This window comes from Vibrio sp. RE86 (genome assembly GCF_013114545.1).
Classification (GTDB): domain Bacteria; phylum Pseudomonadota; class Gammaproteobacteria; order Enterobacterales; family Vibrionaceae; genus Vibrio.
The window spans coordinates 22,153-46,665 of sequence record NZ_VTXI01000009.1 but is presented as its reverse complement, the minus strand read 5'-3'; the positions used below and the strand labels follow the sequence as shown (position 1 = coordinate 46,665).

Below are 24,513 nucleotides of genomic sequence, written 5' to 3'. Positions count from 1 at the left end.
CAACTAGATATGGAGATTACCAATATTTATTTCAAGGGTAAAAATAAATATTTCTCCAAACTATAAACAGCCTATTTCGCGTTTTGCATTGCGAGCGCGGTATCCAGCATACGGTTCGCAAAGCCCCATTCGTTATCACACCAAACCAACATCTTAACCAGATGTCCGTTACTTACTCGAGTCTGTGTACCATCGACAATCGCGCTATGGGGATCATGATTAAAGTCGATCGAAACGAGCGGCGCTTCAGTATAGTCAACAATGCCCTGTAATGTACACTGAGATGCGTTAACAATGGTTTGATTTACGTCATTAACTTTCACATTTGTATTAATTGTGACACTTAAATCCATCGCCGTGACGTTTACCGTCGGTACCCGCACAGAAATTGCCTCAAACTTGTTGGAAAATTTCGGGAAGATTCTTTCAATCCCTTTATGCAACTTGGTATCAACTGGAATGATCGACTGGCTCGCCGCTCGAGTGCGTCGTAAATCTGAGTGATAAGCATCAATGACTTGTTGATCATTCATTGATGAGTGAATCGTCGTGATGGTGCCAGATTCAATCTCAAACGCATCATCAAGTGCTTTGATGATCGGAACAATACAGTTGGTGGTACAGGAGCCATTTGAAACCACATTGTGCTCCGCTTTCAGAGTCTCATGGTTCACGCCATAGATAATTGTGTTGTCTAAGTCGCTAGCACCTGGGTGAGAAAATAGAACTTTCTTAGCGCCTGCTTTTATATGTTCTTGGCCATCCGCTTGAGAGCCAAAGACACCGGTACAATCGAGTACCAGATCCACTTCGAGATCACGCCATGGTAGGAGATTGATTTCTGCAAGGTGAAGGATACGGATCGAATCAAATTCGCCAGTCCCTTCATGAGGGGAATCATGATGTACGTAGATGTGCTCTTGGTCGTTACTGATCTTCTTACCAAATCGCCCATGACTCGTGTCATATTGCAATAGGTGAGCCATAGCGTCTGGCTGTGCTAGCTCATTGACGGCTACTACTTTGATCTGCTGGTTCTTACCACTTTCATATACTGCACGCAGTACATTACGACCGATACGTCCAAATCCATTGATCGCAACTTTTAGCATGATTCCATCGCCCTACATGATTTTCGTGTCACAAATAGTACCCGATAGCCACTCAAAACGCATTAAGTTAGTGAAATACGTCGAAGAATTAATCTTATAAAACTTGGTTTTTATGCTAGCAATATGCATAGTGGACATGAGTATGTCGTTTTTCTATTGGCTGTTTCTTTCCTAGTTTATCAACCAAAGGAAATGACTATGTCGGGATTCCCAGCGACTCACTTTTGTAAGCAATGCAACCAAGATACGCCCCATCGTGAAGTGCTTGTGAGAAAGACCAGCAGCTACGACACGGATACTTCTCTTTTAGGTAGGATCAAACTTTTTGCTCATACCTTTATCAACGGTGGTCATTACTACGACATGGACAGATACGTCACCTGTAAAGTATGTGGTCACAAAGAGAAAGATAATAAAGGCGATGAGTTTGAGTAATTTAGTACTTTTCCTCAGCTTGATTGCATAAAAAAACCGAGCCGTTTGGGCTCGGTTTTTTTCATTTTTATATTCAACTATAAAGAATATTAAGCTAGAAGCTCTTTAGCTGTGCTCACTACGTTTTCTGTAGTGAAACCGAACATCTTGAATAGCTCACCTGCAGGTGCAGACTCACCAAATGTCGTCATACCAATGATACGACCGTCGAAACCAACGTACTTGTACCAGAAGTCAGCAATACCCGCTTCGATAGCAACACGTGCCGTTACGTCTGAAGGTAGAACTGCTTCGCGGTAAGCTGCGTCTTGCTTATCGAATGCGTCAGTTGCAGGCATAGATACTACGCGTACCTTTTTACCTTCTTCTGTTAGTTGTGCTGCTGCTTCAACTGCTAGCTCAACTTCAGAACCTGTAGCGATCAGGATTAGCTCTGGCTTACCTTCACAATCTTTCAGGATGTAACCACCCTTCGCGATGTTAGCTACTTGCTCTTCGCTACGCTCTTGCTGAGCAAGGTTTTGACGAGAGAAGATTAGAGACGTTGGACCGTCTTTACGCTCAATTGCTAGTTTCCAAGCCACTGCAGACTCAACTTGGTCACATGGACGCCATGTGCTCATGTTTGGAGTTAGACGTAGTGATGCCATTTGCTCAACTGGTTGGTGAGTTGGGCCATCTTCGCCAAGACCGATAGAGTCGTGCGTGTACACTTGGATGTTCTGAACTTTCATTAGAGCAGCCATGCGCATTGCGTTGCGAGCGTATTCCATGAACATTAGGAACGTTGCGCCGTATGGTACGAAACCACCGTGCAGAGCGATACCGTTCATGATAGCCGTCATACCGAATTCACGTACACCGTAGTGGATGTAGTTACCAGAGAAGTCATTTGCTTCTAGAGACTTAGAACCAGACCACATAGTTAGGTTAGAAGGTGCTAGGTCAGCAGAACCGCCTAAGAACTCAGGTAGCATAGCACCGAATGCTTCTAGTGCGTTTTGAGATGCTTTACGTGATGCGATGTTTGCAGGATTCGCTTGAAGATCAGCAATGATTTGGTTTGCTTTCTCTTCCCACTGCGCAGGAAGTTCACCGTTTAGACGACGCTTAAGTTCTGCTGCTTCTGCTGGGTAAGCTGCCGCGTATGCGTCAAACTTAGCATTCCAAGCTGCTTCTTTAGCTGCGCCTGCTTCTTTTGCATCCCACTCAGCGTAAACGTCTGCTGGGATTTCAAATGGACCGAATTCCCAACCTAGTTGCTTACGAGTCGCTGCGATTTCTTCAGCACCTAGCGGAGCACCGTGACAGTCGTGTGAACCAGACTTATTAGGTGAACCAAAACCGATAACCGTCTTAGTACAGATTAGAGTAGGACGAGGATCAGCTTTCGCTGCGATGATTGCTGCGTTGATCGCTTCAGAATCGTGACCATCTACAGCTGGAATCACATGCCAACCGTATGCTTCAAAACGCTTAGGCGTATCATCAGAGAACCAACCTTCCACTTCACCATCGATAGAGATACCGTTGTCATCCCAGAAAGCGATTAGCTTACCAAGACCTAGCGTACCTGCTAGAGAACATGCTTCGTGAGAGATACCTTCCATCAGACAGCCATCACCCATGAATGCATAAGTGAAGTGGTCAACGATGTCGTGGCCTTCTTTGTTGAATTGTGCCGCTAGAGTCTTCTCAGCCAGCGCCATACCTACAGCGTTAGTGATGCCTTGACCTAGAGGACCTGTTGTCGTTTCGATACCCGGAGCGTAACCGTACTCAGGGTGACCTGGTGTTTTAGAGTGAAGCTGACGGAAATTCTTCAGATCGTCGATAGAAAGCTCGTAACCTGCTAGGTGAAGCAGAGAGTAAATCAGCATAGAACCATGGCCGTTTGACAGAACGAAACGGTCGCGGTCTGCCCACTCTGGGTTAGCTGGGTTGTGGTTTAGGTGAGAACGCCATAGAACTTCAGCGATATCAGCCATACCCATTGGTGCGCCTGGGTGGCCAGAGTTAGCCTGTTGTACACCATCCATACTTAGAGCACGGATTGCGTTTGCGAGATGTTGACGAGAAGACATGTCAGCTCCTGAATGCATTAAGCGAATCAAAAATTATGTGTGGGCGATAATTCTCTCAAAGCAATTCTGGCTCTGCAAACGTTTTCCAAGCTCAAACAGCACAATTTTATGAGATTTCGCTTCCTATCGAGCCAAGTTATTCATTTGTGAGCACAACAAAGCAAACGATTGGTTATGTGTAATGAAAAAAAATAGCTTGTAATTCGAGCGTTCAAAATTAGAATAGACGTCTAGATGTAGATACACCTACAATTAATAGTAATATTTAATAGTGATGAGTTGATGGAAACTGGTCACTCTCAATAGATTAAAGTGGAGCTCACATGGCTAAGCACCTGTTCACTTCTGAGTCGGTATCAGAAGGTCATCCAGATAAAATTGCAGACCAAATTTCAGATGCAGTACTTGATGCGATTCTAGAACAAGACCCTAAGGCACGTGTTGCGTGTGAAACTTACGTTAAGACCGGCATGGTAATGGTTGGCGGTGAAGTTACAACTTCTGCATGGGTTGATATCGAAGAGATCACTCGTGAAACCGTTCGTGAAATTGGTTACGTTCACTCTGACATGGGTTTTGATGCAGATTCTTGTGCAGTTCTAAACACTATCGGTAAGCAGTCTCCAGACATCAACCAAGGTGTTGATAAAGCAGATCCTAAAGATCAAGGCGCTGGCGACCAAGGTATTATGTTCGGTTACGCAACAAACGAAACTGAAATCCTAATGCCTGCACCAATTACTTACTCTCACCGTCTTGTTGAAAAGCAAGCTGAAGTACGTAAGAGCGGCAAACTAGGCTTCCTTCGTCCAGATGCAAAATCTCAGGTAACGTTCCAATACGACCAAGGTAAAATCGTTGGTATCGATGCAGTTGTACTTTCAACTCAGCACTGTGATTCAATCTCTACACCAGACCTTCGTGAAGCAGTAATGGAAGAGATCATCAAGCCAGTATTGCCTTCTGAGTGGATCAACAAAGAAACAAACTTCTTCATCAACCCAACTGGCCGTTTCGTAATCGGTGGCCCAATGGGTGACTGTGGTCTAACAGGTCGTAAGATCATCGTAGATACCTACGGCGGCGCAGCTCGTCACGGTGGTGGTGCATTCTCTGGTAAAGATCCATCTAAAGTTGACCGCTCTGCAGCATACGCAGCACGTTACGTAGCGAAAAACATCGTTGCTGCGGGTATGGCTGACCGTTGTGAAATCCAACTTTCGTACGCTATCGGTGTTGCTGATCCAACATCTATCATGGTTGAAACGTTCGGTACTGAGAAAGTGCCTCACGAAGTGATCATTGAAGCTGTTCGTCAGAACTTCGACCTACGCCCATACGGCCTACAAGAGATGCTGAACCTACTTCAACCTATCTACAAGAAGACAGCAGCATACGGTCACTTTGGCCGTGAAGAGTTCCCATGGGAAGCAACAGACAAAGCCGCTATCCTTGCAGACTTTGCAGGTCTTAAATAAATAGACACAAAAAGTTATCCGACTTTAAAAGGGCTTTTGGGAAACCAAAAGCCCTTTCTTTATGGATAAATTATGCGCACAAATTTGTATTTTCTTGCCACCGGGTCAATAGTTAAAAATATGTTAACGAGATCAATCTTTCTTGCAATGACTCTCGTAACAAAATACAAACTCTTGCCCTAAGTACAGAAGTCAAAAAGCCGGGCATCGAGTTTTCAACGCAGTCGGGTGGTTTTACCATTCGGTTAGAACAGAGAATCGATCAAGGAGGATATATGCCTCGTACGGTGAATCCACAAGACTTCAGCGATAAGCAAAAGGAAGTCAAAGACTCAGAATACGCACGCACGATTCCATGTAATCAGGTCAGTATTTCTGCTCCATTCCATTGGCTATCTCTCGGCCTGCATGACTTTGTCCGCATGCCACTGATTAGCGCCTTTTACGGGTTATGCTTTATGGCGGCAGCGGTCGGTATTGTGCTGCTTGTCCAGTGGCAAGGCACTCACCTTGTTGTCATGCCAAGTTTAGTCGTCTACATGTTAATAGGACCTTTCCTCGCACTCGGTTTATACGATGCGAGCTGGGAGCGTGAAAAAGGCCACAGTGCCAGTCTACTTCACTCAATGAAAGCCATCAGCCGCAACTCAACATCACAATGGGCCTTTGCAGTGCTACTAGCGGTTTGCATGATTTTCTGGATGCGCATTGCTGCTCTACTCCATGCCCTTTACCCTTCAGTACAAGGTGCACCATTGACAGACTTCATGCCGTTTCTCGTCATCGGTTCGTTGATTGGTTTTGTTTTGGCAAGTGTGGTGTTCAGCATCTCAGCCTTCTCAATCCCGTTAATGATGGAACGTCGCGTTGATATGATGACCGCAGTCTTCTCAAGCTTTAATGCCGTGAAGTCGAACATCCCTGCAATGATCGTCTGGGCAATGCTTATCTGCGGAGGCATCTTAGTTGGCTTCGCGACTTACGGAATAGGCATGTTCTTTACTATGCCAATTCTCGGCTACGGTACTTGGCACGCTTACCATGAGACCATCAAAAAGAAACATCACCCATAACGCTTAACGAGCGCCCCTAACCATTATATGATTCGCCTCTATCACAGTTTAGAGGCGAATTTTTTGTGGCCACTCATTTGGATCAAGAGCTCCATTACCGCGTACTTAGAGTCACGACCGACTGCATCCAGCGGGCTCAAAAAGCATTTCAACGCTCTTTCCCGATTCCAGCATTCAGCTACAAGCTAAGAGGTAAAGCAGCAGGAAAAGCGTATTTACAGCTAAATGAGATCCGCCTTAATCCAGTCCTATTCATAGAGAACCAGCAAGCTTTCTTAGATGAAGTGATTCCACACGAGATTGCTCACTTGATCACTTATCAGGTCTACGGACGTGTACGACCGCATGGGAAAGAGTGGCAAGGCGTGATGGAGTCTGTGTTTAACGTACCGGCAAAGACGACACACAGTTTTGAAGTCACATCAGTGCAAGGCAAAACATTTGAATACCGCTGTGGTTGTACCCTATACCCGTTAACCATCCGCCGACACAACAAAGTGCTTCGCAATCAAGCAACCTACCGCTGTCAGCAGTGCCAACAGACGCTTTCTTTTACGGGTAAGCAGCTCTCTTAATCAACTCAAAACTCAATAAGACTCTTTAGAATTGCGTGTTAGACTGTAATTACTACTACTTTTCTAATACGGAAAATAATGAAAAGAACCCTATTATTGAGCTTGCTTGCGCTGTTCTCGAGCGCAACCGTATTCGCTGCACCTCCCTCCTCGTTCTCCAAAGCCAAGAAAGAAGCGGTAAAGATCTATGCCGACCATACCACCAGCTTCTACTGTGGCTGTGATATTGAGTGGCAAGGACGCAAGGGTAAACCTGATTTAGAGTCATGCGGATACCAAGTCCGTAAACAAGAGAAACGCGCCTCTCGTATCGAATGGGAGCATGTTGTCCCAGCATGGCAGTTTGGCCATCAACGTCAATGCTGGCAAACCGGCGGACGTAAAAACTGCACTAAAAATGATAAGATTTTTAAATCTATGGAAGCCGATCTTCACAACCTTGCGCCAGCGATCGGAGAAGTGAATGGCGACCGCTCAAACTACAACTTCAGTCAGTGGAAAGGTGTTGATGGAGTCAGCTATGGTCGCTGTGAAATGCAGGTTAATTTCAAGCAGCGTAAAGTGATGCCACCCGATCGCGCCAAAGGGTCGATTGCGAGAACCTACCTCTACATGAGCCAGGAATACGGATTTAAACTGTCTAAGCAACAAACCCAATTGATGAATGCGTGGAACAAACAGTTTCCTGTCGACACTTGGGAATGTGAGCGTGAGAATCGCATCTTCAAAGTTCAAGGTAACCACAACCCGTTTGTCTATGAAGCTTGCCAAGCGTTATAAGTTAGTGTGAAAGAGTTTCTGACAATTGCTTGGAAACTCTTCCTGACCCTTGTTTTTTCTCACTAAAGCATCCATGTTAGAGGTTACTTAAAAATCTCTTGCTGGAAGTCGAATACGATGCGCATCCCACGAATTTATCACCCAGAAACCATTTCCCAGTTAGGCGCTTTGATGCTTAGCGATGATGCAGCCGGTCATATTGGCCGAGTGCTGCGTATGAAAGAGGGACAAGAGGTTCTACTCTTTGATGGCAGCGGTGCTGAGTTTCCAGCAACAATCACCAACGTGTCGAAAAAATCGGTTGAGGTTGAGCTATCAGAACGCGTTGAACGTAGCTCTGAGTCCCCGCTTGATCTGCACCTTGGCCAAGTCATCTCTCGTGGCGATAAGATGGAGTTCACCATTCAGAAGTCGGTAGAACTTGGGGTGAATACGATTACCCCACTTATCTCTGAACGTTGCGGGGTTAAATTGGACCAAAAACGATTCGAAAAGAAACTCGTTCAATGGCAGAAAATCGCTATTAGCGCCTGTGAACAAAGTGGCCGCAACACAGTACCTGAGATTCGCCCAATCATGCAGCTTGAAGAGTGGTGTGGAGAGGAGTACGACGGTCTAAAACTCAACCTTCACCCGAGAGCGAAATACTCAATCAACACGCTGCCAACGCCTGTTGAAAAAGTGCGCCTATTAATCGGCCCTGAGGGTGGCTTGTCTGCTGAAGAGATCAGCATGACCGAGAACTACAAATTTGAAGAGACGCTGCTTGGTCCACGTGTACTACGTACTGAGACAGCGGCTTTGACTGCAATTACAGCCTTGCAAGTTCGTTTCGGCGATCTTGGTTAAACGGAGAAAGAAAATGATCAAATTAGGTATCGTAATGGACCCAATCTCGTCCATTAACATCAAAAAAGACTCTAGCTTTGCCATGATGCTTGAAGCGCAGCGCCGCGGCTATGAAATCCACTACATGGAGATGAACGATCTTCACCTAGATCAAGGTGTTGCCGTTGCCGACACAAAAGTGGTTGAACTAAAAGAAGATCCAAATGGTTGGTACGAGTTTAAATCTGAACAAACTATCGAACTTTCTGAGCTAGACGCCGTATTGATGCGTAAAGATCCTCCGTTTGATACCGAATACATCTACGCGACTTACATTCTTGAGCGCGCTGAAGAACAAGGCACGCTGATTGTTAACAAACCTCAAAGTCTGCGCGACTGTAACGAGAAACTGTTCACAGCTTGGTTCCCAGAACTAACACCAACTACTATCGTGACTCGTAAAGCAGAGAAGATTAAACAGTTCCGTGAAAAACATGGCGACGTGATCCTAAAGCCACTTGATGGTATGGGCGGCGCGTCTATCTTCCGTGTTAAAGAGGGCGATCCGAACGTATCGGTGATTATCGAAACGCTGACTAATCACGGCCAAAACTACGCAATGGCGCAAACATTTGTTCCAGACATCAGCAATGGTGATAAGCGTATTCTCGTCGTTGATGGCGAACCAATCGGCTACTGTCTAGCTCGTATCCCAGCGAAAGGCGAAACTCGCGGTAATCTTGCGGCAGGCGGCACAGGTGAAGCTCGTCCACTGAGTGAGACAGATAAAAAGATCGCAGAAGCTGTAGCGCCTACACTTAAAGAAAAAGGTCTGATCTTCGTCGGTTTAGATGTTATCGGTGACAAGCTAACTGAAATCAACGTCACTAGCCCTACCTGTATTCGTGAAATTGAAGCGGCATTCGATGTTTCAATTACAGGTAAGCTGATGGATGCGATTGAACGTCGACTAAAAGCGTAATGCTTTGGGCGACAGCTTGTCGCCCAACTTTCTACTGGGAGTATCTATGAACTTAACAAACCATTTTTTAGTGGCTATGCCAGGGATGAAAGATCCCTACTTCCAGCGCAGCGTGGTTTACGTGTGCGAGCACAATGATGAAGGAGCAATGGGCTTGATCATCAATGCGCCTATCGATATCACAATCGGTAAGATGCTTGAAAAGGTCGATGTTGAGTCAGTTCATCCCAAGCTATTAACCGACAGCCTAGACCGCCCAGTGCTCAATGGTGGTCCAGTCTCTGAAGATCGCGGCTTTATTCTGCATCAACCTAAAGATGAATATGAATCAAGCATCAAGATGACTGACAGTATCTCTGTCACCACCTCTCGCGACATTCTGGGCGTATTAGGTACCGAAGCTGAACCCAACCAATACATTGTTGCTCTCGGATATTCTGGCTGGGATGCAGGCCAATTAGAAAGCGAGCTGTCTGAAAATTCATGGTTGACCGTTGAAGCAGATCCAAACGTAATGTTCGATACTCCAATCAATGAGCGTTGGCAAAAAGCGGTACAAATGCTGGGTATCGATGCTTCACAACTGTCTAGCGAGATCGGACACGCCTAACCCATTTATGAAAGAGTGATTATGTCTAGAACAATCATGGCCTTTGATTTTGGTACCAAGAGTATTGGTAGCGCGATTGGCCAAGAAATTACAGGCACGGCTTCGCCGCTAAAAGCGTTCAAGGCCAATGATGGTATTCCTAACTGGGATAACATCGAGAAACAAATTAAAGAGTGGCAACCGGACTTATTGGTGGTCGGCCTTCCGACTGACCTTCATGGTAAAGATTTGGCAACCATTACACCCAGAGCTAAGAAGTTTGCCAACCGCCTGCATGGGCGCTTTGGCTTGGCTGTTGAGTTGCACGATGAGCGTCTATCAACCACCGAGGCACGAGCCGATCTATTTGAAATGGGCGGCTATAAAGCGCTAAGCAAAGGAAATGTCGATTGCCAGTCTGCAGTCGTGATTCTTGAAAGCTGGTTTGAAGCTCAATACGGCGACTAGCGAAACTTAAAAAGTAAAAAGGTGATGCACTTGCATCACCTTTTTTGTTTATAACAGTTAACACAGCTAAGGCTTCAAATATGAAGAGTATGGCTACTCCATATCGATCTGAACGCCGTCTAAGCTCCCTCCACCGAAGCTATCACCACGCTGCGTTTTAAGCATAATCCGCAGGTCATTGGCTGAATCAGCACTGTGCATTGCATCTTCTTCATTGATCTTGCCATCCATGACCAACTGATACAGTGCTTGGTCAAATGTCTGCATCCCTACTTGCTTAGACTTCGCCATGGTCGTTTTCAGCTCATGGAGATCTCCGCGACGAATCAAATCTGACACTCGTGGACTATTAAGCAAGACTTCAAACACACCGTGTCGACCTTGGCCGTTTTTATCCCGAATGAGCTGCTGGGCAATAACACCACGTAAGTTCATCGATAAATCGAACAAGAACTGCTCTTTTTGCTCTTTCGGTACAAGATGTAAAATACGTTCTAGGGCTTGGTTAGCATTGTTGGCGTGCAACGTCGCCATACACAAGTGACCCGTTTCAGCAAAAGTCATCGCGTATTCCATAGTTTCACGGGAGCGGATTTCACCAATCAAAATCATATCAGGCGCTTGGCGCAGTGAGTTCTTTAGCGCAACTTCATAGCTTTCAGTATCCAACCCAACTTCACGTTGAGTCACGATACAGCGCTGATGCTCATGCACAAATTCAATTGGGTCTTCAACCGTCAGAATATGCCCTGTGCGATGTGTATTGCGATAGCCTGTCATCGCCGCCATAGTTGTAGACTTACCTGAGCCCGTTGCCCCGACAACCAAAACTAAACCGCGCTTAGCAATGGACAGGTCTTGTAACACGTCCGGGAGGCGTAAATCGTCAAAGGTAGGAATGGTCGTCTCAATACGACGAATCACAGCTCCTGGCATCTCACGTTGATAAAATGCCGAGACACGGTAGCGTCCAAAGTCTCGAACAATCGCAAAGTTCGCTTCGCGCGTTTTCAAATACTCTTGGTGGCGATCATCGTCCATCATATTCGCCAATAACTGATCGACTTGCCCTTGAGTCAGTTTCTCGCCATGAGCACGCAGTTCGCCATCGACTCGGTACAACACAGGTGCACCAACCGTGATATATAAATCCGACGATTTCTGGCTGTTCATTCCTTGAAGGAAAACATCAATATCCATATCAACCTCTATCAGAACGAGCTCATTTCAATTTTCTTTTCAACTTCTTCAGCGTCTACTAGGCCTTGCGCGATCAGCTGCTTGGCATTTTGTTCCATAGTCTGCATACCATGAGCCGCGCCTGTTTGGATAACTGACACCATCTGAGCGACCTTGTCTTCGCGGATAAGGTTACGGATCGCTGGAGTCGCCATCATGATTTCATGACATGCAGTACGCCCACCACCGACACGCTTCAACAGTTTTTGTGCAATAACAGCGCGCAACGACTCAGAAAGCATGGAACGAACCATGTCTTTGTCGCTACCAGGGAAGACATCAATAATACGGTCAATGGTTTTTGCTGCGCTGCTGGTGTGCAACGTGCCAAACACTAAGTGACCAGTTTCAGCGGCAGTCAATGCAAGGCTGATTGTCTCTTGGTCTCGTAGCTCACCAACTAAAATTACATCAGGGTCTTCACGCAGTGCACTGCGCAGAGCATTTTTAAAACTGTGAGTATCGCGGTGCACTTCACGCTGGTTGATCAAACACTTATTGTTGTTGTGTACAAATTCGATTGGGTCTTCAATCGTAAGGATGTGTTTGTTTTGATGACGGTTAATGTGATCAACCATCGCAGCCAATGTGGTCGATTTACCAGAACCTGTTGGGCCGGTAACCAGCACTAAGCCCTTTTCCATATTGGCAATATTTTCAAAAATTTGCGGCGCAGAAAGTTCTTCTAACGTTGGGATTTCGGTTGGGATTGTACGAAACACCGCCGCACAGCCTCGGGTTTGATTGAAGGCATTAACACGGAAGCGACCAACATTAGGGAGCTCAAATGAGAAGTCCACTTCAAGGCGCTCTTCAAATTCACTGCGCTGAGAGTCATTCATGATCTCGAATACGAGTCGATGCACATCGGCATGACTAAAAGCAGGGACGCCAAGCTTCCTTACTTCACCATCAATTCTAACCATTGGAGATACTCCTGCAGAAAGATGTAGATCTGAAGCATTATGCTTTACACTAAAATCCAGTAATTCAGCGATATCCATTTAAAATCCTTAAGTAAAATCTGCTATGACTAGTATTCAACAAAATATTGAACAGATCACCTCACAGATTGAGGCTGCACAACAAAAGTGTGGACGCGGTCGAGACACAGTGCAACTTCTCGCGGTCAGTAAGACGAAGCCCGTTGAAGCCATCCTTGAAGCTGCACAATCAGGGCAAGTAGCCTTTGGTGAAAACTACGTACAAGAGGGTGCAAATAAAGTAGCACACTTTTCAGAACACCATCCAGACTTAAATCTTGAGTGGCACTTCATTGGTCCAATCCAATCCAACAAGTCACGTCATGTGGCAGAAAGCTTTGCCTGGGTGCACACTGTCGACCGAGCTAAAATAGCCCAGCGACTCAATGATCAAAGGCCAGACGGCGCAGAACCGATTCAAGTACTGATGCAAGTCAATACCAGTGGTGAAGCCTCTAAATCAGGTCTTGATGAAAATGGAATCTTTGAACTCGCAGAGTTGATTTCTCGCCTACCAAACCTCACTTTAAGAGGGTTGATGTCAATTCCAGCCAACGTGAGTGGCTACGACTCACAGCTTGCAGCTTTCACTCAACTTGCTCAATTAAAAGAGAAGTTAGCAACACGCTTCCCTGAGCAAAACATTGATACCTTATCAATGGGTATGAGTGGCGACATGGAAGCGGCGATTGAAGCCGGTAGCACTATGGTTCGAATTGGCACCGCTATTTTTGGTGCTCGTGACTACAGCAACAAAGCATAAAATCTAACAAAGGAGCAGATAACCAATGGAACACAAAAAGATCGCCTTTATCGGCGCAGGCAACATGGTCAAAGCTATCGTTTCTGGAATGGTCGCAGGTGGATACCCTGCATCGCTAATTACTGCAACAGCGCCTTCTGAGACTCGTCGCCTGCCGCTAGAGCAAGAGTTTGGTATCAATACCACCAACGATAATGCTCAAGCTGCTCAAGACGCTGATGTGGTTGTTCTGTCTGTGAAACCACAAATGATGGAAGAGGTTTGTAAGCCACTTCAACACATCGATTGGTCTAAGAAATTGGTTATCTCGATTGCTGCAGGCATTCAAAGTGCTCGCTTCAGTGACATGCTTAATAGCGAACTTAACTTAGTCCGTGTCATGCCAAATACGCCTTCTCAGCTTGGTTTAGGTATGAGCGGCCTGTACGCGCCTTCACACGTGTCTGAGCAAGACAAAGCATTTGCAGCTGAGCTAATGCAGTCTTGTGGCAAAGTATGCTGGGTTGAGCAGGAATCGGGGATTAACAACATTATTGCTGCAGCTGGCAGTGCGCCTGCGTATTTCTTCCTGTTTATGGAAGCGATGCAAGCAGAGGCCATCGCGCAAGGGTTTGATAAAGAGACCGCTCGTCTGTTGGTTCAACAGTCTGCACTCGGCGCTGCGAGTATGGTGACAGGCAACCCTGATACTGAGCTTTCAACACTGCGTGAGAACGTGACTTCGAAAGGCGGCACCACTGCAGAAGCGCTTCGAACGTTCAATGAACACCAACTTTCCGATATAGTAGCGAAAGCTATGCAAGCGGCGGTTTCGCGCGCTGAAGAGATGGAAAAACTGTTTTAATTATTTTTGAGTAACTCGCTCTACCAAGTAAGGGTAACCTATGAATTCAATGAGTTTTCTGATTTCCACCCTGTTTGATCTCTACATAATGGTGGTGATCTTACGTATCTGGTTGCAAGCTGCCCGTGCAGACTTTTACAACCCGTTCTCACAATTTATCGTGAAAGCGACTCAACCAGTTATCGCACCACTGCGTCGTATTGTCCCTTCTGTTGGTGGCATTGATCTCGCGACCGTGCTATTTGCTTATGTACTGTGTGTACTGAAATTTGTCGCGCTCATTCTGATTGCTTCAAACGGGTCAGTGACCTTTAGCGCTGATTTCCTATTCCTAGGTCTGCTTTCTCTGCTTAAAGCAGCAGGTGGCTTACTGTTCTGGGTTCTGCTTATCCGTGCAATCTTGAGCTGGGTTAGCCAAGGCCGCAGCCCAATTGAATATGTGTTCCATCAATTAACCGAGCCAATGCTGGCACCAATCCGCCGTATTCTTCCTGCAATGGGCGGCTTTGATTTAAGCGTGCTGGTTCTGTTTATTGCTCTGCAATTTGCTAACTTCTTGATGGGTGATCTGATCGGTCCAATCTGGTTCCAACTATAATGTCACAAGCAGCTTGGTTTGATGGCGAAGATCTTATTCTTCGCCTTTATATTCAACCTAAAGCAAGCCGTGACAAGATGGTTGGTCTACACGGTGAAGAGCTAAAAATTGCGATTACAGCTCCTCCTGTTGATGGTAAGGCCAACGCCCATCTCAGTAAGTATCTCGCCAAGCAATTCAAAGTGGCGAAGGGATTAATAACCATAGAAAAAGGCGAACTCGGGCGACACAAACAAGTCCGAATCCAAGCGCCAATCAACATCCCACAAGAGATTAAAGCCATCATTTGATGGCTTTTTATTTGTACTCTACACACCCTATAAGGAAGCACCATGAAACGATGGATCACACTACTACTGGTGAGCATGATTGCTCTTCCAAGCTACGCAGGCCAATTCAAGACAATCAAAGACGTTGAAGTCCACTACTCCGCCTTTAACTCCACCTTTCTCACTCCACAAGTCGCTCGTAGCTACAAACTAAAACGTAACGGTTATTCGGCAATTCTAAACATTAGCGTGCTAGACAATTCGCAAGCAGGAAAGCCTGCGATAACCGCTGATATTTCTGGCAGCGCTAAAAACCTCATCGGCCAAATGCGAGACCTCACCTTCCGCGAAGTCAAAGAGGGTGACGCCATCTACTACCTTGCGGAGTTCCCAGTCAGCGAAGAAGAACGATTGACCTTTAATATTGATGTTAACGCTGGCATTAAAGGCACTGGCACATTAAAGTTCACCCAGAAATTTTATGTAGAAGAATAGAGTTCGAGAAAGGTTTAAGGTCATACGATGAGTGATAACAAGATTGTTCTAGCAACAGGTAACCAAGGTAAAGTACGTGAAATGGCAGATCTGCTGTCCGACTTTGGTTTTGATGTCGTCGCACAAAGCGAGTTCAATGTTTCTGACGTTGAAGAGACCGGGACGACCTTCATTGAGAATGCCATCATCAAAGCGCGTCATGCCGCTAAAGAGACTGGCCTTGCTGCGATTGCTGACGACTCTGGTCTAGAAGTCGATGCCCTAAAAGGCTCTCCTGGCATCTACTCTGCACGTTACGCTGGCGTTGGTGCAACAGACCAACAAAACCTAGAAAAGCTGCTAGAAGCGATGAAAGAAGTTCCAGAGGAGCAACGTACTGCCCGCTTTCACTGTGTTCTAGTTCTGATGCGTCATGAGAACGATCCAACACCTATCGTTTGTCACGGTAAGTGGGAAGGCCGCATCTTAACAGAAGCACACGGTGAGTATGGCTTTGGCTACGACCCTGTATTCTTCGTACCGGAAGACAACTGCGCTTCAGCAGAGCTTGAGCCTGCGCGTAAGAAGCAATTATCCCACCGCGGTAAAGCACTCAAGCAGTTGTTTGCAACGTTATCTGAGCAATCACTGTAAGCATCGAATAATGAGCCAGTTAATTCCACCAGCTTTAAGCCTTTATGTACACATCCCATGGTGTGTACAGAAGTGTCCTTACTGCGACTTTAACTCACATGAGTTAAAAGCTGACATTCCAGAGCAAGAGTACATAGCGGCGCTGCTGCAAGATCTTGATGCGGACATCGAACGCTATCGACTCAGCTCAAATGCGCGCCCCCTACACTCGATCTTTATTGGCGGCGGCACACCAAGCTTGATCTCCCCTGAAGGGATTTCCGATCTATTGAAAGGGATCGAAGATCGCATCCCTTTCAAACAAGAGATAGAGATCACAATGGAAGCCAATCCTGGCACGATCGAAGCTGAACGTTTTGCTGGCTATCAAAAAGCAGGTGTCACGCGTATCTCAGTTGGTGTTCAGAGCTTTGAACAAAAGAAGCTTGAAAGACTGGGTCGTATCCACGGTCAGGATGAAGCAGTCAATGCAGCAAAACTGGCACATAAGATTGGCCTCAATAGCTTCAACCTCGATCTTATGCACGGCTTGCCAGATCAATCTGTCGATCAAGCTTTAGCGGATCTAGATAAAGCGATCGAACTCGATCCACCACATCTCTCTTGGTATCAGCTTACGATCGAACCCAACACCATGTTCTACTATCGACAGCCGACACTGCCAGATGACGATGATCTTTGGGATATCTTTGAACAAGGCCATCAAAAGCTAGCCGATGCAGGGTATGTTCAGTATGAGATTTCAGGCTACAGCAAACCTGGCTACCAGTGTCAGCACAACCTGAACTACTGGCGCTTTGGCGACTACCTCGGTATCGGCTGCGGAGCACATGGAAAGCTCAGCTTTAACGATGGTCGAATTGTGCGTACGACTAAGATTAAGCACCCAAAAGGATACCTTGCCGCCTTTGATAATATGGTCAAACCGTATCTCAATAGCGAAGTTGAAGTGGCCGATGAAGACCGCCCTTTTGAGTTCTTTATGAACCGTTTCCGTCTGATTGAAGCGTGTCCAAAGCAAGACTTTCTTGATACGACTGGTCTTGGCTTTGAAGCGGTACAAGAGACCATTGATTGGGCGATTGAGATGGGGTATCTCAGCGAAACAGACACCCACTGGCAGATTACAGAGAAAGGGAAACTGTTCTTAAATGATCTGTTAGAAGCCTTTATGGCCGAAGAGTAGAGCTAAAAATTAGAAAGGGTTGATGTGAAAGCATCAACCCTTTTTATTGCGGTGCTAGAAAATCGAACGACCAATACGTTCAGCTAGCAGTTCAAGGGCTTTAGTCCCTGCTAACGAGTTACCTGAAGGGTCAAGCTCTGGAGACCACACTGCAATCGTCATTTCACCCGGAACTACCGCCATAATGCCGCCACCGACGCCTGATTTACCTGGCATACCAACACGATAAGCGAATTCACCAGCCCCATCGTACAAACCACAGGTTGCGAGCAAGGCATTCAATTGCTTGGTTTGTGTTGCGGTAATCACTGACTTTCCAGTTTGAACCGACGTACCTTTGTTTGCTAGATAGCTAAAAGTTTTCGCTAAGTCGACACAGCTCATCTTCAAAGCACAAGCGTGGAAATAGTTGTTCAGTACAGGAATAACGTCATTCTCAAAGTTGCCAAACGAACGCATCAAATAAGCGATAGCCGCGTTGCGGTCACTGTGCATCATCTCTGATGCCGCGACTACTTTGTCATAACAGATATGCGTATCACCTGAGAGCTGACGAGCAAATTCAAGTAAACGCTGACGGGGTGCAGATAAGCGGCTATTAAGCAAATCGGCCACCACAATTGCACCCGCATTGATGAATGGGTTGCGCGGAATCCCCTGCTCCATCTCTAACTGAATTAATGAGTTAAAGGCTTGGCCCGATGGTTCTTTGCCAACACGCGTCCAAATCTCTTCTGGTTTGTACAAACACATAGCCAGAGTCAGACTCAACGCTTTAGAAATAGACTGAATCGAGAAGGCTTCGTCAGCATCCCCCGCCTTGATAACCTCACCTTCATTGGTGAAAACCGCAAGGCCGAACTTAGTCGCAGGCACTCTCGCTAATGCAGGAATATAGTCCGCGACCTTACCTTGACCGATAAGTGGGCGAACTTCTTCGAGAATCTCATTTAATATTTCTTGTGTCGGTTTCATCAGCAACCTTAAAAATCAATCAGTTATTATTATTTTCTTGTAGGGTCAAAAAAGCCAACATCGTAAATGTTGGCTCTAAAAATTCATTGCCTAAGCGGCTAACGTACAGAGTCTATCAAGACCTAGGTACGATGAATTACTTTACACGCTTGTATTTGATATCCCAAACACCGTGACCTAAACGGTGACCACGCGCTTCAAATTTTGTCAGTGGACGCTCATCCGGACGAGGAATGAAATCACCCTCTTGTGCGATGTTTTCGAAGCCAGGTGCTGCGTTCATCACTTCAATCATGTGCTCTGCGTAGTTTTCCCAGTCAGTCGCCATGTGGAAGATCCCCGTTTCAAGCTGTAGCTTTGCACGAACCATCTCTGCAAACTCAGCTTTAACAATACGACGCTTGTGGTGACGCGCTTTATGCCATGGGTCAGGGAAAAACAGCTGCAGTGTCTCTAGGCTGCTATCTGGAATCATGTGCTCGAACACTTCTACCGCATCGTGGCACATAACACGTAGGTTAGTGATACCTGCTTCACGTGCATCCGATAGACACGCACCAACGCCTGGGCTGTGCACTTCGATACCAAGGAAGTTCTTCTCAGGGGCATTCTTCGCCATTTCAACCAAAGATGCGCCCATACCAAAACCAATTTCTAGAACAACTGGGTTGTCGTTACCAAACACTTCTTTCCAATCTAGAAGCTTTTCTTGGTAATCAATACCCATTGTTGGCCAACACTCGTTCATCGCATTTTCTTGACCTTTGGTCAAACGACCTTCGCGACGCACAAAGCTGCGAATTTTGCGTATCAGTTTACCGTCTTCGTTGTACTCGTTAGTGGTCACTTCACTCATGATTTTGCCTGTCTAAAATTTGGTCTCGACTCAAAGGGATTGTGATTATCCAAAGAATTGCCACTGGTGCAAGTTTTTTAGCGTAAATACACATCCATCTCAGACGTAAAGTATACCCTTACTGTTTATCGGTTGTACTTTACCCATAAACTATGGTGCAATTTTGACTAATTAGATAACAAATAAAACAAGAGCAAGTCGTGACTCCTTTCGCCAGTGCCATCCTTGAATGGTATGAGAACTATGGCCGTAAAAGCCTACCTTGGCAGCAAGATAAAACCGCTTATAGCGTGTGGCTGTCAGAGATCATGTTGCAGCAAACTCAAGTTGCGACCGTCATCCCCTATTACCAACGATTTCTAGAACGCTTTCCAACGGTTATTGATTTAGCAAACGCAGAACAAGATGAAGTCCTCCATTTGTGGACAGGGCTTGGCTACTACGCTCGCGCCCGTAACCTTCATAAAGCCGCTAAAGTCGTCGCCGAGCAATATGGTGGAGAATTTCCACTCAATATCGATGAGATGAACGCGCTACCTGGCATTGGCCGCTCAACAGCCGCAGCGATTTTGTCTTCCGTCTATAAGCAGCCTCATGCAATCTTAGATGGCAATGTAAAACGCACCCTTGCGCGCAGTTTCGCCGTTGAAGGCTGGCCCGGGCAGAAAAAAGTTGAGAACGCACTGTGGGAATTCGCTAAAGAACACACTCCATCTGTAGATGTCGACAAGTATAACCAAGCCATGATGGATATGGGCGCAATGGTGTGCACTCGCAGTAAACCCAAATGTACCTTGTGCCCGGTAGAAACGTTCTGCGCCGCTAAAAAGCAAGGCAATCCACTCGACTACCCAGGTAAGAAGCCGAAAAAAGAGAAGCCAGTGAAAGAAGCATGGTTTGTCATGCTCCACCATAATGGCCAAGTTTGGTTAGAGCAGCGCCCTCAATCAGGCATCTGGGGGGGACTGTTCTGTTTTCCTGAGAACAGTAATGCCGACATCGACCACCAGCTTTCAATTCGCAACGTCACTGACGATAAGATCAAACAGCAAACTCAGCTCATCGCTTTTCGTCATACCTTTAGCCATTACCACCTCGATATCACACCAATATTGGTAGACCTATCAAAGCAACCTGATGTGGTGATGGAAGCGAGCAAAGGACTTTGGTATAACTTATCGCAACCTGAAGAGATTGGGTTAGCCGCTCCAGTTAAACAACTGCTGGAAAGCTTACCTTTCGAACTTCAAAGCTAATTATTTTAAGGAGTCGTTATGAGCCGCACTGTATTTTGTGCTCGACTACAGAAAGAGGCTGATGGCCTAGACTTTCAACTTTACCCAGGTGAACTAGGTAAACGTATCTTCGATAATATATCGAAAGAAGCATGGGCTGAATGGCAAAGTAAGCAAACCATGCTTATCAACGAGAAAAAGCTCAACATGATGGACCCAGAACACCGCAAGCTTCTAGAAGCAGAGATGGTTAACTTCTTATTTGAAGGAAAAGAGGTTCACATCGAAGGTTACACGCCACCAAGCGAGTAATATCAAAACGAGTTAAGAGATAAGATGACATCATTGCCCGCAGTGATGTCATTTTTTTAGGATACCTATGAAGAAGTTAGCTTACTTTCTTATCGCAATGACCCTAACAGGCTGCAGTCGAGAGTTTATCGAAGGCTTATATGATGTGAATTATGAGCCAACCAACCGTTTTGCAAAAAACCTCGCTGAGTTACCAGGCCAATTTGCAAAAGACACCGATGCGCTCGATGCCCTGATCAACAGCTTTTCTGGCAATATTGAAAAGCGCTGGGGTCGTAACGAAATTAAATTTGCAGGTAAGAGTAACTACGTTAAATATATCGATAACTATCTCAGCCGTTCAGAAGTTAACTTCGACAAAGGGCTGATTACGGTTGAAACCGTCTCACCAACCGATCCTAAAAAACACCTCAAAAACGCCATCATTACCACGCTTTTGACCCCTGACGATCCGGCAAATGTCGATCTTTTCTCATCAAAAGAGGTCAAACTGGAAGGGCAGCCTTTCCTTTATCGCCAAGTGGTCGATCAAGATAACAAAGCCATCCAATGGTCTTGGCGCGCCAACCGATTTGCCGATTATCTGATTGCGAACAAATTAAAAGTTAAAGATGTTGATTTCAAAAAGGCTTACTACGTCGAAATTCCGATGGTAGAAGAGCAATTTGAGATTCGCAGCTACAAATATGCAGACATTGTTCAGCGTGCATCACGTAAATACGACATCCCTGAAGACCTGATTTACGCCATCATTAAAACGGAAAGCAGCTTTAACCCTTACGCTGTAAGTTGGGCAAATGCCTACGGTTTAATGCAAGTTGTTCCGAAAACAGCGGGTAAGGATGTCTTTAAACTGGTGAAGAAAAAGTCAGGTCAACCATCACCAGAATACCTTTTCAATCCGGAAAACAACATCGATACAGGTACTGCTTACTTCTACATTCTGAAAAATCGTTACCTAAAAGACGTTAATCACCCTCTATCACTTGAGTACAGTATGATCTCTGCTTACAACGGGGGAACGGGTGGTGTTTTGAACACGTTTAACCGAAACGATAGAAAACGGGCAATGCGAGATTTAAATTCTTTGCAACCAAACCAAGTTTATTGGGCGCTTACGAAAAAACATCCGAACGCAGAAGCGCGCAGATACCTAGAAAAAGTTACAAAATTCAAAAAGGATTTTAACTCAGGGAAAACTTAATCGCTCAAAACGACTAAATTCTCAGCAACTAACGACTTTTTTGAATTTTTTTAAAAAAACCTGTTGACGGCAGGAGCGAAAATCCGTTTAATAGCGCCCCGTTAGCCCGGATAGCTCAGTCGGTAGAGCAGAGGATTGAAAATCCTCGTGTCGGTGGTTCGATTCCGCCTCCGGGCACCACAATTTGATTTGTTGGTGTGTTAGCAAATGTTATTACACGAACAAAAGCACAAAGAATATTAGTGTGCCGACTTAGCTCAGTAGGTAGAGCAACTGACTTGTAATCAGTAGGTCACCAGTTCGACTCCGGTAGTCGGCACCATTCTTTTGCCTCGATAGCTCAGTCGGTAGAGCAGAGGATTGAAAATCCTCGTGTCGGTGGTTCGATTCCGCCTCGAGGCACCATTATTTGGTGCTCTTGCCTAGCAAGACACAAACAGAATAGTTCCTCCTTAGCTCAGTTGGTAGAGCGACGGACTGTTAATCCGCAGGTCGCTGGTTCGAGCCCAGCAGGAGGAGCCACTTTGAGAAGCCAAGTCGAAAGACTTGGCTTTTTTTCGTTTGAAGCATATTACTAGTTCCTGAGAACTCGGTATCTTCCCCCTCATTTTTCCAGCTCCCCCGATGACTCCTCAAAAATAACCACCTAAACAATAAGAACTCTATTGCTTAAAAAACACTTTTTTTGCTCCTAAAATTTAATCCAAATCATAAATTCACATCCCTCAACTATTCGCTTTATCAGAACTCGACTAATATGAAATTCTTATTACAAGAATGGATTCTTTAAGCTTTACTCAGATAAAGCATTTTTTGGTGAGCTATTACATGAAATTAAAAACTCAAGCTTATTTACTCTCGGGGATAATCCTTGTGGCATTGCTAGCATTAACTGCTACTGGCCTTTGGACACTTCGCGTTGCAAGTAACTTAGACAACAAAGCACGTGTTAATGAACTATTTAACAGTGCATACAGCATACTGACTGAAGTCGAGAAAATGTCTCTTGACGGAACTCTTGAAGAACAACAAGCGAAAGCGTTGGCAACTCGCCTACTGCGTAACAACATCTATAAAGACAATGAGTATGTTTACGTAGCCGATGAGAAAATGACGTTTATTGCCACACCACTAGACCCACAACTGCATGGCACAAGCTTCCATGACTTTAAAGATGGTGACGGCAACAGTGTTGGTCAGTTAATTCTTGATGTACTCGGACGTAAAACAGGCCAGGTTGTTGAATACACATGGACACAGAAACTGCCTGATGGAACGATCGAAGAGAAATTATCGATTGCAGAAAGAACGCCACACTGGGGTTGGGTCGTCGGCACCGGTATCGGCTTCAACGAAGTTAATGCACGCTTCTGGTCAACAGCGCAATGGCAGCTATTACTTTGTATCGGTATCGCTTCAGCCATCTTAGCTGCATTGATTCTTTCTATTCGTAGAATGCTTGCCCTACTGGGTGGTGAACCACAAGATGTACGTAGAGCCGTTCAAGAGGTTGCTAACGGTAATATCCAAAGCTCTTTCGATCAGCAAGCACCAAAAGGCAGTATCTATGAAGCCGTTCAGCAAATGAGTTTATCGCTCGCAGAACTGGTCAATAACCTAGATACCTCAATGCACGCTCTACGCAGCGAGCTTTCAAGTGTGGAAGGTCGTGCTGCAAGCATTGCCCAACTGACCGACTCTCAACAACAATCGACTGCGATGATTGCGACAGCGATGACGGAGATGGCCTCTTCTGCGAATAATGTTGCCGATTCTGCAAGTGATACCGCTCGAAGCACTGATGAAGCCGACAAGCAAAGCCAGCATACGCAGCAATTGATCCATAACACGGTGGATAACATCCAAGGCTTAGCAGGCCAATTAGGCGCGGCGAGTAAAGCAGTTGCTGACCTAGACAATGATGTAAACAACATTGTTAAAGTACTGGATGTGATTGGCGATATTGCCGAGCAAACTAACCTACTCGCCCTCAATGCTGCTATCGAGGCCGCACGAGCTGGTGAGCAAGGCCGAGGTTTTGCAGTCGTAGCAGACGAAGTACGTAACCTAGCAGGACGTACACAAGACAGCACAAAAGAGATCCAACAGATGATCACTAACCTGCAAGCAGGCTCGCAAAACGCTATCCAAACCATGGAGGTGTGTGCAGAGACCAGTGAAAGCACGGTAACGGAATCTCAAAATGCTTCTCAAGCTCTACAACAAATTGTTGTGGCACTTGAATCGATTACTCAAATGAGCCACCAGATTGCTACTGCTGCGGCAGAGCAAACTCAGGTGAGTGATGATATTTCTCAGCGAATCAATATGATTGAAGATAGCGGAAATCAGCTAAGTAGCGTTGTGACAGAGAGTCACAGCAGCACACAAAGCTTAGCTCAGCTATCGAATGAGCTAGAAAATTGGGTAAGCAAGTTTACCGTTAAGCATTAATCGGCACCTAGACCAGTAAAAAGCACGCCTCTTTGCGTGCTTTTTTATTGTTTGAACTAAACT

At 45.7% G+C, this 24,513-nt stretch carries 26 protein-coding genes and 4 tRNA genes; 24 read left to right on the top strand and 6 right to left on the bottom strand.

Annotation, left to right across the window (positions count from 1 at the left end):
* Positions 1–71: 71 nt before the first annotated feature.
* Positions 72–1,112, bottom strand: a complete 1,041-nt coding sequence (epd, locus tag F0231_RS10625; protein ID WP_171759702.1) for an erythrose-4-phosphate dehydrogenase — start codon at positions 1,110–1,112, stop codon at positions 72–74.
* Between the two features lie 198 nt (positions 1,113–1,310).
* Between epd and F0231_RS10620 the strand changes: the two genes are divergently transcribed.
* Positions 1,311–1,547, top strand: a complete 237-nt coding sequence (locus F0231_RS10620) for a hypothetical protein (protein ID WP_171759701.1) — start codon at positions 1,311–1,313, stop codon at positions 1,545–1,547.
* 89 nt (positions 1,548–1,636) lie between these two features.
* On the opposite strand, the gene tkt is transcribed toward F0231_RS10620, so the two are convergent.
* Positions 1,637–3,631 carry a transketolase gene (gene tkt / locus F0231_RS10615; protein WP_216612139.1) on the bottom strand — a complete coding sequence of 665 codons (1,995 nt, stop codon included), beginning with the start codon at positions 3,629–3,631 and terminating at the stop codon, positions 1,637–1,639.
* A 323-nt stretch (positions 3,632–3,954) separates the two neighbouring features.
* Between tkt and metK the strand changes: the two genes are divergently transcribed.
* The 8 genes from metK to ruvX all read left to right on the top strand — a co-directional run bounded on the left by metK (position 3,955) and on the right by ruvX (position 10,404).
* A complete protein-coding gene (gene metK, locus F0231_RS10610) occupies positions 3,955–5,109 on the top strand; it encodes a methionine adenosyltransferase (protein ID WP_171759699.1) in 1,155 nt (384 codons plus the stop codon).
* Between the two features lie 275 nt (positions 5,110–5,384).
* Positions 5,385–6,182 (top strand): DUF2189 domain-containing protein, encoded by a 798-nt coding sequence (locus F0231_RS10605; RefSeq protein WP_171759698.1) that lies wholly within the window; start codon positions 5,385–5,387, stop codon positions 6,180–6,182.
* 77 nt (positions 6,183–6,259) lie between these two features.
* Entirely contained in the window at positions 6,260–6,757 is a 498-nt protein-coding gene (locus F0231_RS10600) for a SprT family zinc-dependent metalloprotease (protein ID WP_171759822.1), read from the top strand.
* A 78-nt stretch (positions 6,758–6,835) separates the two neighbouring features.
* Positions 6,836–7,537 carry an endonuclease gene (locus F0231_RS10595; protein WP_171759697.1) on the top strand — a complete coding sequence of 234 codons (702 nt, stop codon included), beginning with the start codon at positions 6,836–6,838 and terminating at the stop codon, positions 7,535–7,537.
* A 117-nt stretch (positions 7,538–7,654) separates the two neighbouring features.
* The gene (rsmE, locus tag F0231_RS10590; RefSeq protein WP_171759696.1) at positions 7,655–8,386 is read left to right on the top strand and encodes a 16S rRNA (uracil(1498)-N(3))-methyltransferase; all 732 of its coding nucleotides are present in this window, start codon (positions 7,655–7,657) and stop codon (positions 8,384–8,386) included.
* Positions 8,387–8,399: 13 nt separating this feature from the next.
* The gene (gshB, locus tag F0231_RS10585; protein WP_171759695.1) at positions 8,400–9,347 is read left to right on the top strand and encodes a glutathione synthase; all 948 of its coding nucleotides are present in this window, start codon (positions 8,400–8,402) and stop codon (positions 9,345–9,347) included.
* A 46-nt stretch (positions 9,348–9,393) separates the two neighbouring features.
* Positions 9,394–9,957 (top strand): YqgE/AlgH family protein, encoded by a 564-nt coding sequence (locus F0231_RS10580; protein ID WP_171759694.1) that lies wholly within the window; start codon positions 9,394–9,396, stop codon positions 9,955–9,957.
* A 21-nt stretch (positions 9,958–9,978) separates the two neighbouring features.
* Positions 9,979–10,404, top strand: a complete 426-nt coding sequence (gene ruvX / locus F0231_RS10575; RefSeq protein WP_171759693.1) for a Holliday junction resolvase RuvX — start codon at positions 9,979–9,981, stop codon at positions 10,402–10,404.
* 93 nt (positions 10,405–10,497) lie between these two features.
* On the opposite strand, the gene F0231_RS10570 is transcribed toward ruvX, so the two are convergent.
* Complete coding sequence (locus F0231_RS10570; RefSeq protein ID WP_171759692.1) at positions 10,498–11,604, bottom strand: PilT/PilU family type 4a pilus ATPase; 1,107 nt, start codon at positions 11,602–11,604, stop codon at positions 10,498–10,500.
* Between the two features lie 11 nt (positions 11,605–11,615).
* Positions 11,616–12,647, bottom strand: coding sequence for a type IV pilus twitching motility protein PilT (locus tag F0231_RS10565; protein WP_171759691.1), 1,032 nt, complete (start codon positions 12,645–12,647; stop codon positions 11,616–11,618).
* Between the two features lie 25 nt (positions 12,648–12,672).
* On the opposite strand from F0231_RS10565, the gene F0231_RS10560 reads away from it, so the two are divergent.
* The 7 genes from F0231_RS10560 to hemW are packed head-to-tail and all read left to right on the top strand — an operon-like array spanning position 12,673 to position 17,414.
* Complete coding sequence (locus F0231_RS10560) at positions 12,673–13,389, top strand: YggS family pyridoxal phosphate-dependent enzyme (protein WP_171759690.1); 717 nt, start codon at positions 12,673–12,675, stop codon at positions 13,387–13,389.
* Between the two features lie 25 nt (positions 13,390–13,414).
* Positions 13,415–14,233, top strand: a complete 819-nt coding sequence (gene proC, locus F0231_RS10555) for a pyrroline-5-carboxylate reductase (RefSeq protein WP_171759689.1) — start codon at positions 13,415–13,417, stop codon at positions 14,231–14,233.
* 40 nt (positions 14,234–14,273) lie between these two features.
* The gene (locus F0231_RS10550) at positions 14,274–14,831 is read left to right on the top strand and encodes a YggT family protein (RefSeq protein ID WP_171759688.1); all 558 of its coding nucleotides are present in this window, start codon (positions 14,274–14,276) and stop codon (positions 14,829–14,831) included.
* Complete coding sequence (gene yggU / locus F0231_RS10545) at positions 14,831–15,121, top strand: DUF167 family protein YggU (RefSeq protein ID WP_171759687.1); 291 nt, start codon at positions 14,831–14,833, stop codon at positions 15,119–15,121. The genes F0231_RS10550 and yggU overlap by 1 nt, the downstream gene beginning before the upstream one ends.
* Before the next feature lie 42 nt (positions 15,122–15,163).
* Entirely contained in the window at positions 15,164–15,595 is a 432-nt protein-coding gene (locus tag F0231_RS10540) for a DUF4426 domain-containing protein (protein ID WP_171759686.1), read from the top strand.
* Positions 15,596–15,622: 27 nt separating this feature from the next.
* The gene (locus F0231_RS10535) at positions 15,623–16,228 is read left to right on the top strand and encodes an XTP/dITP diphosphatase (RefSeq protein ID WP_171759685.1); all 606 of its coding nucleotides are present in this window, start codon (positions 15,623–15,625) and stop codon (positions 16,226–16,228) included.
* 10 nt (positions 16,229–16,238) lie between these two features.
* The gene (hemW, locus tag F0231_RS10530; protein ID WP_171759684.1) at positions 16,239–17,414 is read left to right on the top strand and encodes a radical SAM family heme chaperone HemW; all 1,176 of its coding nucleotides are present in this window, start codon (positions 16,239–16,241) and stop codon (positions 17,412–17,414) included.
* Positions 17,415–17,468: 54 nt separating this feature from the next.
* Here hemW and glsB read toward each other — a convergent pair whose 3' ends face one another.
* Both glsB and trmB read right to left on the bottom strand, forming a co-directional pair.
* Positions 17,469–18,389: a glutaminase B gene (glsB, locus tag F0231_RS10525; protein WP_171759683.1), complete on the bottom strand. Its 921-nt coding sequence runs from the start codon at positions 18,387–18,389 to the stop codon at positions 17,469–17,471.
* A gap of 136 nt (positions 18,390–18,525) precedes the next feature.
* Positions 18,526–19,245 (bottom strand): tRNA (guanosine(46)-N7)-methyltransferase TrmB, encoded by a 720-nt coding sequence (gene trmB / locus F0231_RS10520; RefSeq protein ID WP_171759682.1) that lies wholly within the window; start codon positions 19,243–19,245, stop codon positions 18,526–18,528.
* A gap of 200 nt (positions 19,246–19,445) precedes the next feature.
* Here trmB and mutY point away from each other — a divergent pair, with 200 nt between their 5' ends.
* The 8 genes from mutY to F0231_RS10480 all read left to right on the top strand — a co-directional run bounded on the left by mutY (position 19,446) and on the right by F0231_RS10480 (position 24,450).
* Positions 19,446–20,501 (top strand): A/G-specific adenine glycosylase, encoded by a 1,056-nt coding sequence (mutY, locus tag F0231_RS10515; protein ID WP_171759681.1) that lies wholly within the window; start codon positions 19,446–19,448, stop codon positions 20,499–20,501.
* A gap of 18 nt (positions 20,502–20,519) precedes the next feature.
* Positions 20,520–20,792 carry an oxidative damage protection protein gene (locus F0231_RS10510; protein WP_171759680.1) on the top strand — a complete coding sequence of 91 codons (273 nt, stop codon included), beginning with the start codon at positions 20,520–20,522 and terminating at the stop codon, positions 20,790–20,792.
* Between the two features lie 67 nt (positions 20,793–20,859).
* Entirely contained in the window at positions 20,860–21,996 is a 1,137-nt protein-coding gene (gene mltC / locus F0231_RS10505; protein ID WP_171759679.1) for a membrane-bound lytic murein transglycosylase MltC, read from the top strand.
* A gap of 104 nt (positions 21,997–22,100) precedes the next feature.
* A tRNA-Phe gene (locus F0231_RS10500) sits at positions 22,101–22,176 on the top strand.
* A gap of 66 nt (positions 22,177–22,242) precedes the next feature.
* Positions 22,243–22,318, top strand: a tRNA-Thr gene (locus tag F0231_RS10495).
* Positions 22,319–22,325: 7 nt separating this feature from the next.
* Positions 22,326–22,401: transfer RNA gene (locus F0231_RS10490), tRNA-Phe, on the top strand.
* Positions 22,402–22,442: 41 nt separating this feature from the next.
* Positions 22,443–22,518: transfer RNA gene (locus tag F0231_RS10485), tRNA-Asn, on the top strand.
* Positions 22,519–22,824: 306 nt separating this feature from the next.
* A complete protein-coding gene (locus F0231_RS10480; protein WP_171759678.1) occupies positions 22,825–24,450 on the top strand; it encodes a methyl-accepting chemotaxis protein in 1,626 nt (541 codons plus the stop codon).
* The last annotated feature ends 63 nt before the right edge of the window (positions 24,451–24,513 follow it).

What these genes read in the sequence shown, in the direction of transcription:
- F0231_RS10540 (WP_171759686.1), top strand. Translation starts at nt 15,164, where the DNA reads ATGAAACGATGGATCACACTACTACTGGTGAGCATGATTGCTCTTCCA.
- F0231_RS10595 (WP_171759697.1), top strand. Translation starts at nt 6,836, where the DNA reads ATGAAAAGAACCCTATTATTGAGCTTGCTTGCGCTGTTCTCGAGCGCA.
- gshB (WP_171759695.1), top strand. Translation starts at nt 8,400, where the DNA reads ATGATCAAATTAGGTATCGTAATGGACCCAATCTCGTCCATTAACATC.
- epd (WP_171759702.1), bottom strand. Translation starts at nt 1,112, where the DNA reads ATGCTAAAAGTTGCGATCAATGGATTTGGACGTATCGGTCGTAATGTA.
- F0231_RS10565 (WP_171759691.1), bottom strand. Translation starts at nt 12,647, where the DNA reads ATGGATATCGCTGAATTACTGGATTTTAGTGTAAAGCATAATGCTTCA.
- tkt (WP_216612139.1), bottom strand. Translation starts at nt 3,631, where the DNA reads ATGTCTTCTCGTCAACATCTCGCAAACGCAATCCGTGCTCTAAGTATG.
- F0231_RS10550 (WP_171759688.1), top strand. Translation starts at nt 14,274, where the DNA reads ATGAATTCAATGAGTTTTCTGATTTCCACCCTGTTTGATCTCTACATA.
- F0231_RS10510 (WP_171759680.1), top strand. Translation starts at nt 20,520, where the DNA reads ATGAGCCGCACTGTATTTTGTGCTCGACTACAGAAAGAGGCTGATGGC.
- F0231_RS10480 (WP_171759678.1), top strand. Translation starts at nt 22,825, where the DNA reads ATGAAATTAAAAACTCAAGCTTATTTACTCTCGGGGATAATCCTTGTG.
- metK (WP_171759699.1), top strand. Translation starts at nt 3,955, where the DNA reads ATGGCTAAGCACCTGTTCACTTCTGAGTCGGTATCAGAAGGTCATCCA.
- rsmE (WP_171759696.1), top strand. Translation starts at nt 7,655, where the DNA reads ATGCGCATCCCACGAATTTATCACCCAGAAACCATTTCCCAGTTAGGC.
- yggU (WP_171759687.1), top strand. Translation starts at nt 14,831, where the DNA reads ATGTCACAAGCAGCTTGGTTTGATGGCGAAGATCTTATTCTTCGCCTT.
- mltC (WP_171759679.1), top strand. Translation starts at nt 20,860, where the DNA reads ATGAAGAAGTTAGCTTACTTTCTTATCGCAATGACCCTAACAGGCTGC.
- F0231_RS10560 (WP_171759690.1), top strand. Translation starts at nt 12,673, where the DNA reads ATGACTAGTATTCAACAAAATATTGAACAGATCACCTCACAGATTGAG.
- F0231_RS10580 (WP_171759694.1), top strand. Translation starts at nt 9,394, where the DNA reads ATGAACTTAACAAACCATTTTTTAGTGGCTATGCCAGGGATGAAAGAT.
- F0231_RS10620 (WP_171759701.1), top strand. Translation starts at nt 1,311, where the DNA reads ATGTCGGGATTCCCAGCGACTCACTTTTGTAAGCAATGCAACCAAGAT.
- proC (WP_171759689.1), top strand. Translation starts at nt 13,415, where the DNA reads ATGGAACACAAAAAGATCGCCTTTATCGGCGCAGGCAACATGGTCAAA.
- glsB (WP_171759683.1), bottom strand. Translation starts at nt 18,389, where the DNA reads ATGAAACCGACACAAGAAATATTAAATGAGATTCTCGAAGAAGTTCGC.
- trmB (WP_171759682.1), bottom strand. Translation starts at nt 19,245, where the DNA reads ATGAGTGAAGTGACCACTAACGAGTACAACGAAGACGGTAAACTGATA.
- F0231_RS10605 (WP_171759698.1), top strand. Translation starts at nt 5,385, where the DNA reads ATGCCTCGTACGGTGAATCCACAAGACTTCAGCGATAAGCAAAAGGAA.
- ruvX (WP_171759693.1), top strand. Translation starts at nt 9,979, where the DNA reads ATGTCTAGAACAATCATGGCCTTTGATTTTGGTACCAAGAGTATTGGT.
- hemW (WP_171759684.1), top strand. Translation starts at nt 16,239, where the DNA reads ATGAGCCAGTTAATTCCACCAGCTTTAAGCCTTTATGTACACATCCCA.
- F0231_RS10535 (WP_171759685.1), top strand. Translation starts at nt 15,623, where the DNA reads ATGAGTGATAACAAGATTGTTCTAGCAACAGGTAACCAAGGTAAAGTA.
- F0231_RS10570 (WP_171759692.1), bottom strand. Translation starts at nt 11,604, where the DNA reads ATGGATATTGATGTTTTCCTTCAAGGAATGAACAGCCAGAAATCGTCG.